Source organism: Rathayibacter sp. AC182 (assembly GCF_979253875.1).
Window position 1 is genome coordinate 2,161,009 of record NZ_CEEDEK010000005.1, and the last position, 15,980, is coordinate 2,176,988.

A 15,980-nucleotide genomic window follows, 5' to 3' on the forward strand; every position below is an offset into this window, starting at 1 on the left:
GCCCAGGTCCCCCCGCGAGATCCGCCGGAGGGTGCAGACCCCGAGCGGAGAGCACGGCCGTGAATCCGCAGTCCCTGCTCGTGGTCGTGAACATCGTGCTGCTGCTGTTCGCGATCCAGGGCGTGCTGGCGAACCCGCGCCTCGGCCGGGTCGGCAAGGTGGGCTGGGTCGCCTTCATCGTGATCGCGCCGTTCGTCGGGAGCATCGCGTACCTGGTCCTCGGCCGCCGGGGCGGGCGGATCGGAGGCGGTGCCTCACCGAGCGGGCCGCAGCGACCGAGCGGCTGGTTCTTCGAGCGCTGACGCGGAGCGACTCCCGCCTCGCCGCACCTGGTCGCACCGGTAGCCTCCTGGGCACCGTCCCGCCCGTGATCCCTGGAGCACCGTGCCCCGCACTCCCCGCCCCTGGCTGATGCTCGCGATCGGAGTGGCCGCGCAGGCCGCGACGACCGTGTTCGTGTCCGTGCCGCCGTTCCTGATCCCCCTCCTGCACACGCAGTACGGCTACTCGCTCGCCGAGGCGGGACTGCTCGCCGCGGCGCCGAACGTGGGGCTCGTGCTCACCCTCGTCGCGTGGGGCGCTCTCGCCGATCGGTACGGCGAGCGGATCGTCCTCGCCACCGGTGTCGCCGCGACGGCGCTCGCGGGCGTCGGGGCGATGCTCACGGGCGATCTCGTGCTCCTCGGGGTCTTCCTGCTCCTCGGAGGCATGGCGTCCGGCAGCGTCAACGCGGCGAGCGGCCGCGTCGTGATCGGCTGGTTCCCCCGGAATCGCCGCGGGCTCGCCATGGGCATCCGGCAGATGAGCCAGCCGCTCGGAGTCGCGGTCGCCTCGCTCACGGTGCCGCCGCTCGCGAGTGCCGCGGGGTGCCCGCCGCCCTGGCCCTGCCCGTCGTCCTGCTCGCCGTGCTCGCCGTCGCCTGCGCGATCGGCATCGTCGATCCGCCCCGTCCGCCCCGGACCGGGGCCTCGGCTCCGGTGCAGAACCCCTACCGCTCGGGTGCCGCGCTCTGGCGGATCCACGGCGTCTCAGCCCTGCTGGTCGTGCCGCAGTTCACCCTCTCGACCTTCGGCCTGGTCTGGCTGATCGCCGACCAGGGCTGGGAACCGTGGGCGGCCGGCGTCCTGGTGGCCGTCGCGCAGTTCGCCGGCGCGTTCGGCCGCATCGGAGTCGGGGTGCTGAGCGACCGCGTCGGGTCGCGGCTGCGTCCACTGCGCTGGGTCGCGGTGGCCGGAGTCGCGGCGCTGCTCCTCCTGGCCGCCACGAGCGCGGTCGACGGGGCGGTGGCCGTCGCCGCGGTCCTGTTCGTCGCGGCGACGACGATCTCGGTCGCCGACAACGGGCTCGCCTTCACCTCCGTCGCCGAGATCGCCGGGCCCTTCTGGTCGGGCCGCGCGCTCGGGGCGCAGAACACCGGGCAGTTCGCGGCGGCGGCGATCGCGGCGCCGGCTGTCGGCGCGCTGATCGGCCTGGTCGGCTATCCGCTCGCCTTCGCTATCGTGGCGCTGACGCCCGCCCTGGCAGCTGCCGCTCGTGCCGTCGCGGGCGGTGGAGGAGCAGAACCCGAGCTGGAGAGGGCGCGCCGGCGACGATCGTGGCCGAGCGCGCCTCCCGGCGGAGCTTCTGCAACCCCGTGACCGTGCCGGGGCTCGCGTCTAGCGTGGAGCCATGGCCGAACGACTGCGCTCGAGTGTCAGCCCCTACCTCCGCTCCCACGCGGACAATCCCGTCGACTGGTTCCCCTGGGGTGAGGAGGCGTTCGCCGAGGCCGAGCGGCGGGACGTGCCGGTGCTCGTGTCGATCGGCTACGCGACCTGCCACTGGTGCCACGTCATGGCCCGCGAGTCGTTCTCGGACCCCGTGCTCGCCGAGCGCCTGAACGGCGGATTCGTCGCCGTGAAGGTCGACCGCGAGGAGCACCCGGACGTCGACACGGCCTACCTCACCGCGGCGAGTGCGTTCACGCGGAACCTCGGCTGGCCGCTCACGGTCTTCACGACTCCGGCCGGCGAGCCGTTCTACGCCGGTACTTACTTCCCGCCCCGTGCGGTCGGCGGGGTCCCCGCGTTCTCGGACGTCCTCGACGCGGTCGGCGAGGCCTGGCGGCTGCGGCGCGACGAGGTGCACGCCACGGCGGGCTCGCTGGCGAACGCGCTGCGCGAGGCGACCGCCGCGCTGCCCACCGCGAGCGCGCTGCCGGACGACGGCGCGCTCGATGCCGCCGTCGCACGCCTCGCCGCCGAGGAGGACCGCGAGCACGGCGGCTTCGGCGGGGCGCCGAAGTTCCCGGTGGCCCCCGTCCTCGGCTTCCTCGCCTCGCGGGCGAGCGGTGCGGAGCTCGCCGAGCGCACTCTCCTGACCGTCGCCGCCTCGCCGCTGCGCGATCGCGACGGCGGCTTCTTCCGCTACGCGACCCGAGGAGACTGGAGCGAGCCGCACTACGAGCGGATGCTCTACGACAACGCGCAGCTGCTCGACGTCGCCGCCCTGCTGCTCGGCCGCTCCGACGTCCGGGACCGGGACGCCCTGGCGGGCGTCGCGGACGGCATCGCCTCCTTCCTGATCACCACCCTGCAGCGCCCCGGCGGCGGCTTCGCGAGCGCGCAGGACTCCGGAGAGCATCGTCGACGGCCGGCGCTCCGAGGGCGGCTACTACCTCGCCGAGGACCGCTCGGGCCTCGAGCCGCCCGCGCTCGACGAGAAGGTCGTCACCGGATGGAACGGCCTCGCGATCCAGGCGCTCGCGCGCGCCGGTCGTGTCCTCGGACGGCCGGAGTGGCTCGACGCCGCCCGCCGCGCCGCCGACTTCCTGCTCTCCCGCCATGTCGTCGACGGGGTCCTCGTCGTCCGCGCCTCGCTCGACGACCGCGTCTCGACCGCCCGCCCGGCGCTCGAGGACCTCGGCATGCTCGCCGGCGGACTCCTGCAGCTGGCACTCGCCGGCGGCACGCCCCGCTACGCGCAGGCCGCCCGGTCGCTCCTCGACGGCGCGCTCGACGCCGCCTCGGGATGGCCGCCCTTCGCGCTCCCCGGCGGCGGCGACCTGGCGCTCGCCGCGCGCGGACTGCTGCTCGCGGCGGATCCGTCCGAGGGTGCGTACCCCTCCGGCCTCTCGGCGACGGCGCGCGCCGCGCACGAGCTCTTCCTGCTGACGGGGGAGCGGCGCTACCGCGAGGCGGCCGAGGCGGTGGTCGCCGCGGTGGCTCCGGGCGCCCTCGGGCAGCCGATGGGCTTCGGCGCCGTGCTCGCGCTGGCCTCGGCGCTCGCCGCGCCCGTTCTGCAGCTCGTCGTGGTCGCCCCGGACGACGCCTCGCTCGACGGCCTCGCGACGGGTTCCCGCGCGACCGACGTGGGGGTGCTGGCGCTGGTCACCGATCGGGAGGCGGCCGCCTGGGCGGGCGCCGGCTTCGAGCTCTTCGAGGGCAGGACGTCGCGCGACGGACTCCCGACCGCCTACGCCTGCGAGGCGTTCGTCTGCGCGCTGCCGACGACGCGCCTCCCGGAGCAGCTCGTCAGGCGGCCGTGACCACGAGGGGCGCGTCCGGATCGGCGGCCCACTCGTTCAGCGATCCGTCGTAGATCGCGACGTCGCGCACGCCGAGGAGCGTGAGGGCGAGGGCGTCGGCCGCGGCGGCGATGCCTCCTCCGCAGTACAGGACCACGCGCTCGGCGTCGACCGCGTCGCCGAAGAGGGTGCGGAGCCGGTCGAGGGGCAGGAGTGTGTTGGTCTCGCGGTCGACCAGTCGCGCCGCCGGCACGCTGCGGGAGCCCGGGATGTGGCCGCGGCGCGGACGCTGGCCGGCCTCGCCGGTGAACTCCTTCGGCGGCACGGCGCAGACGAGCGCGCCGGGGGCCTCGCCGCGGACGATCCGCTCGACGTCGGCCTTGTCGACCCAGAGCGGCCGCTCCTCGCGGACCGTGAGCCCGTCGCGCGGGACGGGCGCGACGCGCCCCGTCTCGAGCGGGCGCGCCTCCTGACGCCACGCGGTGAGACCGCCGTCGAGGACGGCGACCGAGTCGAGCCCGCGGTGCGCAGCAGCCACCACAGCCTCGACGCCCACTGGCCGACGGCGGAGTCGTAGACGACGACCACGGAGTCGTCGTCGATGCCGAGTGCCCCGACCGCGGCGGCGAACCGCTCGGCGGCGAGCCTCGTGAACGGATGCGGCGCCTCGGCGTCCGAGAGGTGCTCGAGCAGGTCGGCGAACACCGCCTCGGGCACGTGCCCCTCGACGAGGTACTGGTCCTCGCCCGTGAGGTAGCGGTAGCGCCCGTCGAAGGCGGGCACGAAGAGCACACTGGCGTCGATCACGACGAGTCCGTCGCGGCCGAGCTGATCGGCCAGCCACTGCGTCGAGACGATCGGCCGGGCCAGGTAGGGGAGCTGCTCACCCGCCCCACGCTAGGCGCCGGTCGTCCCGGCCGCACCCCGGCGCGTAACCCGGCTTCACCTGGGCCCGTCGAACAGGGGATCGCCGTCGCGAGCACGCGGGATCGTGCTCGACAGGCGCGCGCCTCAGCACTCGATGACGTTGACCGCGAGACCGCCCTCGCTGGTCTCCTTGTACTTCGAGGACATGTCGATGCCGGTCTGCCGCATCGTCTCGATCACCGTGTCGAGCGAGACGCGATGGGTGCCGTCGCCGTGCAGCGCCAGCCGCGCCGCGCTGACGGCCGTCGAGGCGGCGATCGCGTTGCGCTCGATGCACGGGATCTGCACGAGCCCGCCGACCGGGTCGCAGGTCAGCCCGAGGTGGTGCTCCATCGCGATCTCGGCAGCGTTCTCGACCTGGCGGGGCGTCCCGCCGAGCACGGCGCAGAGCGCCTCCGGCGGCCATGGCGCACGCCGAGCCCACCTCGCCCTGACAGCCCGCCTCCGCCCCCGAGATCGACGCGTTCGTCTTGCAGAGCGAGCCGATGGCCGTGGCCGTCAGCAGGAAGTCCCGCAGGCCGGCCCGGTCCGCCCCCGGCACGAAGCGGAGGTAGTAGTGGCCGACCGCGGGGAGGATGCCCGCCGCTCCGTTCGTCGGCGCGGTGACCACGCGCCCGCCGGCGGCGTTCTCCTCGTTCACCGCCAGCGCGAAGGCGTGCAGCCACTCGACCGCCGTCACCCGGGCGGCATCGAGCGGATCGTGCTCGAGCGCCTCGAGCCGCTCCCGCATCAGCGAGGCCCGGCGGCGCACGGCGAGCCCGCCCGGCAGGACGCCGTCGGTCGTGAGTCCGCGGTCGACGCACGCCGCCATGGCGTCCCAGATCGCGTCGAGCCGGGCGTCGACGTCGACGCCGGGATGCAGCGCCTCCTCGTTCGCCGCCGCGACGCCGGCGATGCTCGCGCCGGTGCGGTCGCAGGTGGCCAGCAGGTCGGCGCCCGACGCGAAGGGGTGCGGATGCTCCGCCAGCGCCGCGAGAGGCGCCCGCTCACCTGCGCGTCGGATGAATCCCCCGCCGATCGAGTAGTAGGTCTCCTCCCACGCGGGCAGGGCGTCCTCGCCCAGCCAGACGCTGAAGGTGAGCGCGTTGGGGTGCTCGGGCAGGCGGGTGCGCGGCTCGAAGCCGACGTCGTCCGGCGTCATCGGCACGGGCTGCTCGCCCGCCAGGAGGATCGACCCCTCGTCGTCGAGCCGCCGCCACGCCCCGCGCACCTGCTCGGGGTCGCACGTCTCGGGAGCCAGCCCCGACAGCCCGGCGACGACCGCGTCGGGAGTGCCGTGGCCGATCCCGGTGGAGCCGAGGGACCCGTAGAGGGTGCAGCCGACGCGGCTCACCCGCGGCAGGAGTCCGGCCGCGCGCAGGCGCCCGGCGAGGTCGAGAGCGGCGCGCATCGGGCCCACCGTGTGGGAGCTGGACGGGCCGATCCCCACGCTGAACAGGTCGAGGACGGAGACGTAGGCGCTCATGACGCGAGACTACGCCCGGCTCGCTCGGAAGGGGCGGGCGCTCGAATACGTCCGGCCTGTCGAGCTCCGCGCAACCCTCCCGCGCGGCGTTCCGGTGCTCTCCCAGGCTCGCGCCGAACAGATCTCCACCCCGGCGCGGCCGGGCCTCTCGGGAGGAAGGACCATGCAGAGGATCGCAGACCGGCTCGTCTCCTGGGCGAGCATCCTCGACGAGGGCGCACTCGCCCAGGCGCTCACCGCCTCCGCGATGCCGTTCGTCTTCCCTCACCTGGCGCTCATGCCCGACGCCCACCTGGGTCGCGGCGCGACAGTGGGGTCCGTCATCCCGACCCTCGGCGCGATCATCCCCGCAGCGGTCGGAGTGGACATCGGCTGCGGGATGATCGCCGTGCGCACGGGGTTCGTCCGCGACGACCTGGTCGGCCGCGACCTCGCCGCCCTGCGCTAGCGGATCGAGCGCGCCGTGCCGCTGTCGGCGGGAGCCGCCAACCGGAGGATCGCCGAGACCGCCGCACCGCGGATCGCCGAGCTCAGGGCGCTCGCCGCCGCGGCGGGCTTCGACCCGGCGCGGTACGCGACGCGGTGGGCGGTGCAGCTGGGCTCGCTCGGCAGCGGCAACCACTTCATCGAGGTGAGCCGCGACGAGAGCGGTGTGGCTGTTCCTGCACTCGGGCTCGAGAGGAGTCGGCAACCGGATCGCGAGCGAGCACATCCGGATCGCCCGCGAATCCTGCGCGCGACGGCGGATCGCCCTGCCCGACCCGGACCTCGCACACCTCGAGGAGGGCACGGAGGAGTTCGCCCGGTACATCGCCGAGCTCCGCTGGGCGCAGACCTACGCGCTGCTGAACCGCGAGGAGATGATGGACCGGGTCGTCCGGCAGCTCTCGGAGTGGATCGGCTCCGAGGTCGACGAGCTCGAGCGGATCAACTGCCACCACAACTTCACCGAGCGGGAGCACCACTTCGGCCTCGACGTCTGGGTGAGCCGCAAGGGCGCGATCCAGGCCGACGCGGGGCGCCCCGGCCTCATCCCCGGCTCCATGGGCACGGCGTCGTACGTGGTCGTCGGACGCGGCGACGCGATGTCGCTGAACTCGTCGCCGCACGGGGCCGGCCGCGAGTACTCGCGCTCGGCGGCACGCCGGACCTTCACGCGCGAGCAGCTGCGCGAGGCGATGGCCGGCATCGAGTACCGCGACACGGAGGCGTTCCTCGACGAGATCCCGGCGGCCTACAAGCCGATCGACCGCGTGATGGCCGACGCCGCCGACCTGGTCGAGGTGAGGCACACGCTGCGCCAGCTGGTGAACGTGAAGGGCGACTGAGCGGAGCGGGCCGGCCGGGGAGTCCCGGCCGGCCCGTCGTGTCAGCGGATCGTCTTGCGCGCCGTGATCTGCCCGGTGTCGAAGCCCAGCAGGTGCAGGCCGCCGTGGAAGCGGGCGTGCTCGACCTTGATGCAGCGGTCCATGACCACCGTCAGGCCCTTCGACTCGCCGTACTCGGCCGCCTCCTGGTTCCAGATGCCCAGCTGCACCCAGACGGTCGGCGCGCCGATCGCGACCACGTCGTCGATCACGGAGGGGATGTCGCTCGCCTTGCGGAAGACGTCGACGATGTCGGGCACCACGGGCAGGTCGGCCAGGCTCTTGTAGACCGGCTGCCCGAGGATCTCGGTGGCGTTCGGGTTCACGAAGAACAGCTCGTAGTCGCTCGACTGCTTCAGGTACGTCGAGACGAAGTACGACGAGCGCGCCGGGTTCGGCGAGGCGCCCACGATCGCGACGGTCTTCGCGCGGCGGAGGATGTCGAGGCGCTGCTTCGCGTCGGGCCCCACCCAGGTGCGCTGCGAGCGCAGCATCTTCGCCAGCGGCGAGTTGGCCGGGACGGAGCAGCTCAGTCCGTTCGACAGCTGGACGACGGTGTCGTCGGTCGTGCTCATGGGATCAGACCTCCACGGTGGGGGAGAGGAGGGTGGCCGAGGCGTCCTCCGGGAGCTCGCTCGGCGCGTCCGGCGTGCCGTGCTTCTCGACGGCCGTGGTGAGCGCCTGGTCGAGGTCGTAGATGATGTCGTCGGCGTCCTCGATGCCGACCGACAGGCGGACGAGGCCGGGCAGGACGCCCGCGTCGAGCAGCTGCTGCTCGGTGAGCTGCGCGTGCGTCGTCGACGCCGGGTGGATGACGAGGGTCTTCGCATCGCCGATGTTGGCGAGGTGACTGGCCAGGTCGACCGACTCGATGAAGGTCTGGCCGACCGCGCGGCCGCCCTTCACGACGAAGCTGAAGACCGAGCCCGGCCCCTTCGGCAGGTACTTCTGCGCGCGCTCGTGGTGCGGGTGCTCGGGCAGGCCGGCCCAGTAGACCGCCTCGATGCGCGGGTCGGCGTCGAGCCACTCGGCGACGCGGCGCGCGTTGTCGACGTGGGCCTGGATCCGGTACGGCAGCGTCTCGACGCCCTGGGCGAGGAGGAACGCCGAGTGCGGGGCGAGCACCGGCCCGATGTCGCGCAGCTGCTCGGCGCGCAGCCGGGTGAGGAACCCGTACTCGCCGAAGTTGCCGTCCCACGAGAGGTCGCCGTACGAGGCGACGGAGTCGTGCAGCAGCGGGAACTTCTCGTGCGAGTAGTGGAAGCGCCCCGACTCGACGACGACGCCGCCGAGCGTGGTGCCGTGTCCGCCGAGGAACTTGGTCGCCGAGTGGATGACGATGTCGGCACCCCACTCGATCGGGCGCACCAGGTAGGGCGTGGCGACGGTCGAGTCGATGACGAGCGGGATGCCGGCGGCGTGCGCGACGGCGGCGAGGCCCTCGATGTCGGCGATCTCGCCGGACGGGTTCGCGATGGTCTCGGCGTAGAGGACCTTGGTCTTCTCGGTGATCGCCGCCGCGTAGTCGGCCGGATCGCTCGACTGCACGAAGGTCGTCTCGACGCCGAAGCGGCGCAGGGTGACGTCGAGCTGCGTGATGGACCCGCCGTAGAGGTTGGCGGAGGAGACGACGTGGTCGCCCGAGCCGACCAGCGCCGCGAAGACGATGAACTGCGCCGAGAGGCCGGACGCCGTCGCGACGGCGCCGAGGCCGCCCTCGAGGCTCGCGACGCGCTCCTCGAACGAGGCGACGGTGGGGTTGGAGAGGCGCGAGTAGACGTTGCCGTACTTCTGCAGCGCGAAGCGCGCCGCGGCGTCCGCCGTGTCGTCGAAGACGAACGCGCTGGTCTGGTAGATCGGCAGCGCGCGCGCACCGGTCACCGGGTCGGGGATGTTGCCCGCGTGGATTGCACGCGTCTTGAAGCCGTACTCGCGATCTGCCATGCGATCGACGTTACCCGCGTCCTCCGACACCACGGCGCGCAGGGTGTCGCAGTCCGTAACAGTCGGTGCGTCAGGTGGTCGCGTGCACGGCGGCCAGCGCCATCGCGGCGATCGCGAACCAGGAGCCGAGCGCCACGACGAGGGCGCGCCAGCCGGTCGTCACGAGGGCCCGGAGCCGCACACCGGTTCCCAGCGCGAAGAGCGCCGCGGCGAGCAGCCAGGTCTGCGCGACGGCCGCGGCCTCGAGCAGGCCCTCCGGCAGGGGCGCCCAGGTGCGCAGGAGCATCGCCGCGAGGAACCCGACCACGAACAGCGGCACGATCGCGGGGCGCGGTCCGGTGCCCGATCCGCTCCTGCGCGTGACGGCCGCGGCGACCGCGACCATCGGGGCGAGCAGCACGACGCGGGTCAGCTTGACGACCACCGCGATCGCGAGGGCGGAGGCGCCCGCGATCTGGGCCGTCGCGACGACCTGGCCGACGTCGTGCACCGACGCGCCGACCCAGTGCCCGAACTGATCGGCCGAGAGGCCCAGCGGGTGCTGCAGTGCCGGCAGCACGGCGATCGCGAGCGTGCCGCAGAGGGTCACCAGCGCGACCGGCACGGCCTGCTCCGACTCCTTCGCCCGGGTCGCCCCGGCCATCGCGCCGATCGCGGAGGCGCCGCAGATCGAGAAGCCCGCGGCGAGCAGGAGCGGCTCCCGCCCCGGCAGGCCCACCGCGCGGCCCAGGGCCCAGGTCAGCGCGAAGGTCGCGAGCACGATGCCCACGACCACGAGGATCGCCGCCCAGCCCAGCGCTGCGATGTCGACGAGCGAGAGCGTCAGCCCCAGCAGCACGATGCCCGTGCGCATCAGCGAGCGGGACGAGAACTTCAGACCCGGCGAGAGCGCACCGCTGAGGGTCGGACGCGCGGCAGGCACCTGCGCCACGAGGATCCCGAGCGCGACGGCGGCCGTCAGCATCGGCACCGCCGGCACCAGAGCGTGCACGAGTGCGGCGAGGACCGCCGCGGCCGCGCAGACCGCGACTCCGGGACCCAGGCGCCCGATCAGACCCACGACGGGAGCCACATGTGCGCCTGCCAGAAGGCGAACGAGGTCTGCTGCCCGGTCCAGAGAGGGTAGAAGAAGGCGGTGAGCGCTGCGGCGAGCGCGACGAACACCAGCACGATCACGAGGCCGCGGGTCCGCTTCGGCCGTGCGTCCTGCGGCGAGCCCATCACGATCCCCGCCGTCATCGCGAGCGCGAGCATCATGTAGGGCTGGAAGACGACGCAGTAGAACTGGAAGACCGTGCGGTCCAGGTAGAGCATCCACGGCAGGTAGCCCGCGACGATCCCCATCAGCACGAAGCCCGCGCGCCACTCCCGGTACCGCGCGAGGCGGTAGAGCAGGTACAGCAGCGCGGCCACCCCGGCGTACCAGATCAGCGGATTGGCGACCGAGGTGATCGCCTCGTCGCAGCGGATCGCCGTGCAGCCGTCGACGCCCTGGGCCTGGTCGACGAAGTACATGCTGGTCGGCCTCGTCATCAGCAGCCAGGTCAGCGGGTTCGCCTCGTAGGGGTGCGTGGCGCGCAGATTGATCGAGTAGTCGTACATCTGCACGTGGTAGTGCCAGAGGCTCTGCGCCCAGTCGGGGACCCAGGCCAGAGCACCCGTCCAGGCGTTGCCGGGGGCCTCCGTCGCCCACTGCCTGGCCCAGCCGCCGGAGGTGCGGAGCCAGCCGGTCCAGGTGAGGAGGTAGGCGGCGAGCGCGATCGGCACGACGAGGAGGAACGTCACCGGTCCTTGCTTGAGCACCGCCCCGCTGCCCCAGAACGGCACGCCCGCGCGGCGGCGCATCAGCGCGTCGACCACGACGAGGTACACGCCGTAGGCGGCGAGGAAGTAGATCCCGGTCCACTTCACGCCCGCGGCGAGGCCGAAGACGACGCCCGCGACCAGGAGCCACGGCCGCCACCAGAGCACGGGGCCCCAGCTGGGGAGGGCCCCCGCGGCGACCTTCTCGGCGAGCCGCAGCTCCGCCCAGCGGCGGTCCAGCAGCACGGCCGCCACTCCGCAGAGCGCGACGAACATCAGGATCCCATCGAGCAGCGACACGCGGGACATCACGATCGCGTGGCCGTCGAGGGCGAGGAGGAGGCCCGCGAGGGAGGCGATCAGCGTCGAGCGGAAGAGCATCCTCCCGATCGCTATGACGAGCGCCACCGCGAGGATCCCGACGACCGCGGTCGCGACGCGCCAGCCGACGCTGTCGTCGGCTCCGAACGCGCCCATGCCGAGCCCGATGATCCACTTGCCCAGCGGCGGGTGCACCACGAAGGAGGGGGCGCCGGTGAAGGTGTCGACGTCGCCCGCCGCGAAGCCCGGGTCGGGGTCCTCGGGCCAGGCGCCCTCGAAGCCGAGGTTCCAGAGGGTCCAGGCGTCCTTGACGTAGAAGGTCTCGTCGAACACGAGCGAGCGGGGGTGGCCGAGGTTCCACAGCCGCAGCACGGAGGCGAGCACGACCACGGCGATCGGCAGCCCGAGATCCCACAGCCGTCGCCGGAGCGGGGTGAGGGTCAGTCGGGTGAAGACGTCGTCGAACCAGGAGCCGCGCGGCACGTCGGGCTGCGGCTCGCGCACCCGGGGTGCGGCGGCGACGTCCTCCGCGGGCTCGACGGGCACCGACCGGGTCGCTCCGGCGGAGTCGAGGAGCAGGTCGTCGAAGTCGCGCTGCGGTCGGTCCGTCACCCGGCCATGCTAACGGGGCCTCACGGCACCACGACCGCCCGTCCGCGCACCTTCCCGTCGTGCAGTCGGCGGTACGCCTCCGGTGCCTCGTCGAGGGAGTAGCGCTCGGTGTGCACGCGCACGAGTCCGGCGCGCGCCAGGTCCAGCACCTCCATCAGCTCGGTCCGCGATCCCCAGTAGGGCGCGCGCACCGAGGCCCCGTACGGAGTGGAGAAGAAGCCGGTCGGGAGCACGCCGCCGCCGATGCCCACGATCTGCACCGCTCCGTCGGCCGCGACCACCTGGCGGGCGATCTCGAGCGTCGGCTCCGCGCCCACGAAGTCGAGGACCACCTCGGCTCCTCCCCGTCGGTCAGCTCGCGGATCCGGGCGACGACGCCCTCGTCGTCCGAGCGCAGCGTCTCGTCGGCGCCCACCTCGCGGGCGAGGGCCAGCTTCTCGTCCGAGAGGTCGAGCACGATCACGCGGACCGGCGAGATCGCCTTGAGGATCTGGATCCCGATGTGGCCGAGTCCGCCGCTCCCGATCACGACCGCGGACGCTCCGGCACGAGCTTCGAGGCGACCGAGCGGATCGCGTGGTACGGAGTCAGGCCCGCGTCGGTCAGCGAGACCGAGTCGACCGGGTCGAGGTCGCCCAGCGGCACCAGGTGCCGGACGTCGTCGATCACGACGTACTCCGCCATGGCGCCGGGCGAGCCCAGACCGGGAGGCGTGATCCCGAGCTCCGCCGCGTGCGGGCAGTAGTTCTCCCGTCCGGAGGCGCAGGTGCGGCAGACACCGCAGCCCCAGGGCCCGTAGACCGCGACAGCGTCGCCCACCTCGACGCCCGTCACGCCCTCGCCAAGCTCGTCGACGACTCCGGCGCCCTCGTGACCGAGGGTCAGCGGGAGCCCGTAGGTGTACTGGTCCTCGGGGAGGCCCATCAGGAACGAGTCGGAGTGGCAGAGCCCCGCCGCGGTCACCCGGAGCAGGACCTGGCCCGGTCCGGGCACGGGCTTGTCCACCTCGACGACCTCGGGCTCGCTGCCGATCTCGCGGTACTGCACTGCCTTCACGGTTCTCCTTCTCCCTCCCGGGCGCGATCGCCCCGGGACCTCCACCCTCCGCTCTGCTCCTGGAACCCCGCAGGAGCTTGCGCTGGATCGGGGCTGGGAGACTGGCCGCATGATCATCCTCGCGGGCACGCCCATCGGAAACCTCGGCGACGCCTCCCGGCGGCTCGTGGAGGCGCTCTCGACCGCGCAGCACGTCGCCGCCGAGGACACCCGCGTCACGATCCAGCTGCTGCGGGCGCTCGGCATCGAGAACCGGCCGACCCTCTACGCGCTGCACGACCACAACGAGCGCCAGCGGGCGGCCGAGCTGGTCGAACTCGCCCGGGAGGAGGACCTGCTCGTGCTCAGCGACGCCGGCATGCCCACGGTGTCCGATCCGGGGTACCACCTCGTCGAGACCGCGGTGGCCGCCGGAGTCGCGGTCACGGCGCTCCCCGGACCCTCGGCCGTGCTGATGGCGCTCGCCGTCTCGGGCCTGCCGACCGACCGGTTCAGCTTCGAGGGCTTCCTGCCGCGCAAGCACGGCGAGCGGGTGTCGACCTTCCGCTCGCTGGTGGACGAGCGCCGCACCATGGTGTTCTTCGAGTCCCCGCACCGCATCGGCGACGCGCTCGCCGACCTCGTCGAGGCGATGGGCCCCGAGCGCCGGGTCGTCGTCTGCCGCGAGCTGACGAAGATGTTCGAGGAGGTGCGCCGGGGCACCGCGGCCGAGCTCGCCGACTGGGCCGCCGGGGGGCTCCGCGGCGAGATCTGCCTGGTGGTGCAGGGCGCTCCGGAGCGGGAGGCCTCGCAGGATGATGCGCTCGCCGACGTGCTCGCGCGGGTCGCCGCCGGAGCTCGGCTCAGGGAGGCGTCCGCGGAGGTCGCCGAGCGCACAGGCCTTTCCCGGCGCGAGCTGTACGAGGCGGCCCTCGCCTCCCGCCGCGGCTGAGCGCGTCGTCACACAGAAGGAGCAGCACCGCACGGTGAATAGGGATGGTCGCCATGTCCGACGGCGCCTCCTTCTATCTCACGACCCCGATCTTCTACGTCAACGACGTCCCCCACATCGGGCACGCGTACACGGAGGTCGCGGCGGACGTGCTGACCCGCTGGCACCGTCAGGCGGGCGACGACACCTGGCTGCTCACCGGCACGGACGAGCACGGACAGAAGATCCTGCGCACCGCGACCGCCAACGGGACGACTCCCAAGGCGTGGGCCGACCGCCTCGTCGAGACCGCGTGGCAGCCGCTGCTCAGCACGATCGACATCGCCAACGACGACTTCATCCGCACCACGGACGAGCGGCACGAGGTCAACGTGCAGAAGTTCCTGCAGAGGCTCTACGACGCCGGCGCGATCTACACCGGCGAGTACGAGGGCTACTACTGCGTGGGCTGCGAGGAGTACAAGCAGCTCTCGGACCTCGACGAGGGCACCGGCGACTACGAGGGCCAGTACGTCTGCAAGATCCACTCCAAGCCGGTGGAGCTGCTGAGCGAGAAGAACTACTTCTTCAGGATGAGCGAGTACACCGAGCGCCTGCTCGCGCTCTACGAGGAGCGGCCCGACTTCGTGCAGCCGGAGTCGGCCCGCAACGAGGTCGTCAGCTTCGTGCGCCAGGGACTCGCCGACCTCTCGATCTCGCGCTCGAGCTTCGACTGGGGCGTGAAGGTGCCGTGGGACGACTCGCACGTCGTCTACGTCTGGTTCGACGCGCTGCTCAACTACGTCACCGCCGTCGGCTACGGCCAGGACGACGAGGAGTTCGCCCGCCGCTGGCCGGCGACCCACATCGTCGGCAAGGACATCCTCCGCTTCCACGCGGTGATCTGGCCCGCCATGCTCATGGCCGCCGGGCTCGACGTGCCCAAGCAGGTCTTCGGCCACGGCTGGCTGCTGGTCGGCGGCGAGAAGATGTCGAAGTCGAAGCTCACCGGCATCGCTCCCGAGCAGATCACCGACACCTTCGGCTCCGACGCGTTCCGCTACTACTTCATGCGGGCGATCACGTTCGGCCAGGACGGCTCGTTCTCGTGGGAGGACCTCTCGGCGCGCTACCAGGCCGAGCTCGCGAACGGGTTCGGCAACCTCGCCTCGCGCGTGATCGCCATGCTCAACCGCTACTACGACGGCGTCGTGCCGGCACCCGCCGAGGCGACCCCCGCGGAGGAGCGCGTCCGGCGCACCGTCGCCGAGGCGGCGTCCACCGCCGACGCGGCGATCGACTCCCTCGCGATCCACGACGCGATCACCGCGGTGTGGACGATCGTCGACGAACTGAACGGCTACATCACCGAGCAGGAGCCGTGGGCCCTGGCCAAGAACGACGCCGACCGCGAGCGGCTCGGCACCGTCCTCTACACGGCGACGGAGGGCCTGCGCGCCCTGGCCGTGCTGCTCTCGCCGGTCGTGCCCCGCGCGACCGCGAAGCTCTGGACGGCGCTCGGCGTCGAGGAGTCGCTCGGCGCGCTGGCCGCGCAGCGGATCCGCGAGGCCGGGGAGTGGGGCCGCCTGCCCGTCGGCACGACCGTCGGCGCCCTCGAGGCCCTCTTCCCGCGCATCGAGGCCCCCGCGAGCTGACGCCGCGGGCCTGCTGATCGAGCCCGCGCGGCGGACGCCCTCCTCTGCTGATCACGTGGTCCGCTCCGCGGGCGTATCGGGATCCCCGATGTCCGGAGTCGGTCGGTCTCGATACGCCCCTGCGGGGCTACTCGACCAGCAGGCTCGGGTGCAGAACCTCGGCCGGAGCGCTCCTCAGTCGCGATGGTGGCTGACCGGTGCTCCTGGCCGAGGTTCTGCTGCGGCCGTCCTCCTGTGAGAGCCGCGCCTTCGGCCGGGGTGCGCAGCGCCTCTCGCTGCTGATCGAGTAGCGCTCGAAGCGCGCGTATCGAGATCCACGCCGTCTCGGAGTCGGCGGGGCTCGATGCGCCCCTGCGGGGCTGCTCGAGCAGCAGAGGGGGCGCGAGATCCCTCCGCCCCGGACGCGGGCCGTCCG

10 protein-coding genes and 4 pseudogenes are annotated in these 15,980 nt (G+C 73.0%); 7 read left to right on the forward strand and 7 right to left on the reverse strand.

Going from position 1 to position 15,980, the window contains the following annotated elements; all coding sequences use genetic code 11:
• The first annotated feature begins 59 nt into the window (after window positions 1-59).
• The 4 genes and pseudogenes from AC0CII_RS23420 to AC0CII_RS23435 all read left to right on the forward strand — a co-directional run bounded on the left by AC0CII_RS23420 (window position 60) and on the right by AC0CII_RS23435 (window position 3,579).
• Window positions 60-302 (forward strand): PLDc N-terminal domain-containing protein, encoded by a 243-nt coding sequence (locus AC0CII_RS23420; protein ID WP_465226287.1) that lies wholly within the window; start codon window positions 60-62, stop codon window positions 300-302.
• Window positions 303-411: 109 nt separating this feature from the next.
• Window positions 412-807, forward strand: a pseudogene (locus tag AC0CII_RS23425) (MFS transporter); the annotation flags it as partial.
• Between the two features lie 98 nt (window positions 808-905).
• The gene (locus tag AC0CII_RS23430; protein ID WP_465230753.1) at window positions 906-1,637 is read left to right on the forward strand and encodes an MFS transporter; all 732 of its coding nucleotides are present in this window, start codon (window positions 906-908) and stop codon (window positions 1,635-1,637) included.
• Between the two features lie 31 nt (window positions 1,638-1,668).
• Entirely contained in the window at window positions 1,669-3,579 is a 1,911-nt protein-coding gene (locus AC0CII_RS23435) for a thioredoxin domain-containing protein (protein ID WP_465230754.1), read from the forward strand.
• On the opposite strand, the gene AC0CII_RS23440 is transcribed toward AC0CII_RS23435, so the two are convergent.
• Window positions 3,513-4,349 carry a sulfurtransferase gene (locus AC0CII_RS23440; protein ID WP_465230755.1) on the reverse strand — a complete coding sequence of 279 codons (837 nt, stop codon included), beginning with the start codon at window positions 4,347-4,349 and terminating at the stop codon, window positions 3,513-3,515. The genes AC0CII_RS23435 and AC0CII_RS23440 overlap by 67 nt on opposite strands.
• Before the next feature lie 167 nt (window positions 4,350-4,516).
• Window positions 4,517-5,897: pseudogene (locus AC0CII_RS23445) on the reverse strand (L-serine ammonia-lyase).
• A 163-nt stretch (window positions 5,898-6,060) separates the two neighbouring features.
• Between AC0CII_RS23445 and AC0CII_RS23450 the strand changes: the two are divergent.
• Window positions 6,061-7,225, forward strand: a pseudogene (locus AC0CII_RS23450) (RtcB family protein).
• A gap of 41 nt (window positions 7,226-7,266) precedes the next feature.
• Here AC0CII_RS23450 and AC0CII_RS23455 read toward each other — a convergent pair.
• The 5 genes and pseudogenes from AC0CII_RS23455 to AC0CII_RS23475 all read right to left on the reverse strand — a co-directional run bounded on the left by AC0CII_RS23455 (window position 7,267) and on the right by AC0CII_RS23475 (window position 13,000).
• Window positions 7,267-7,839, reverse strand: a complete 573-nt coding sequence (locus AC0CII_RS23455) for a CoA-binding protein (protein ID WP_251946003.1) — start codon at window positions 7,837-7,839, stop codon at window positions 7,267-7,269.
• A 4-nt stretch (window positions 7,840-7,843) separates the two neighbouring features.
• A complete protein-coding gene (locus AC0CII_RS23460; protein WP_465226283.1) occupies window positions 7,844-9,208 on the reverse strand; it encodes an O-acetylhomoserine aminocarboxypropyltransferase/cysteine synthase family protein in 1,365 nt (454 codons plus the stop codon).
• Window positions 9,209-9,278: 70 nt separating this feature from the next.
• Window positions 9,279-10,280 (reverse strand): YeiH family protein, encoded by a 1,002-nt coding sequence (locus AC0CII_RS23465; protein WP_465226282.1) that lies wholly within the window; start codon window positions 10,278-10,280, stop codon window positions 9,279-9,281.
• Complete coding sequence (locus tag AC0CII_RS23470) at window positions 10,259-11,944, reverse strand: dolichyl-phosphate-mannose--protein mannosyltransferase (RefSeq protein ID WP_465226280.1); 1,686 nt, start codon at window positions 11,942-11,944, stop codon at window positions 10,259-10,261. The genes AC0CII_RS23465 and AC0CII_RS23470 overlap by 22 nt, the downstream gene beginning before the upstream one ends.
• Window positions 11,945-11,964: 20 nt before the next feature.
• Window positions 11,965-13,000, reverse strand: a pseudogene (locus AC0CII_RS23475) (NAD(P)-dependent alcohol dehydrogenase).
• Between the two features lie 109 nt (window positions 13,001-13,109).
• Here AC0CII_RS23475 and rsmI point away from each other — a divergent pair.
• Together rsmI and metG are read left to right on the forward strand one after the other, a co-directional pair.
• A complete protein-coding gene (rsmI, locus tag AC0CII_RS23480) occupies window positions 13,110-13,931 on the forward strand; it encodes a 16S rRNA (cytidine(1402)-2'-O)-methyltransferase (RefSeq protein WP_465230756.1) in 822 nt (273 codons plus the stop codon).
• A gap of 53 nt (window positions 13,932-13,984) precedes the next feature.
• Entirely contained in the window at window positions 13,985-15,565 is a 1,581-nt protein-coding gene (metG, locus tag AC0CII_RS23485) for a methionine--tRNA ligase (protein WP_465226278.1), read from the forward strand.
• The last annotated feature ends 415 nt before the right edge of the window (window positions 15,566-15,980 follow it).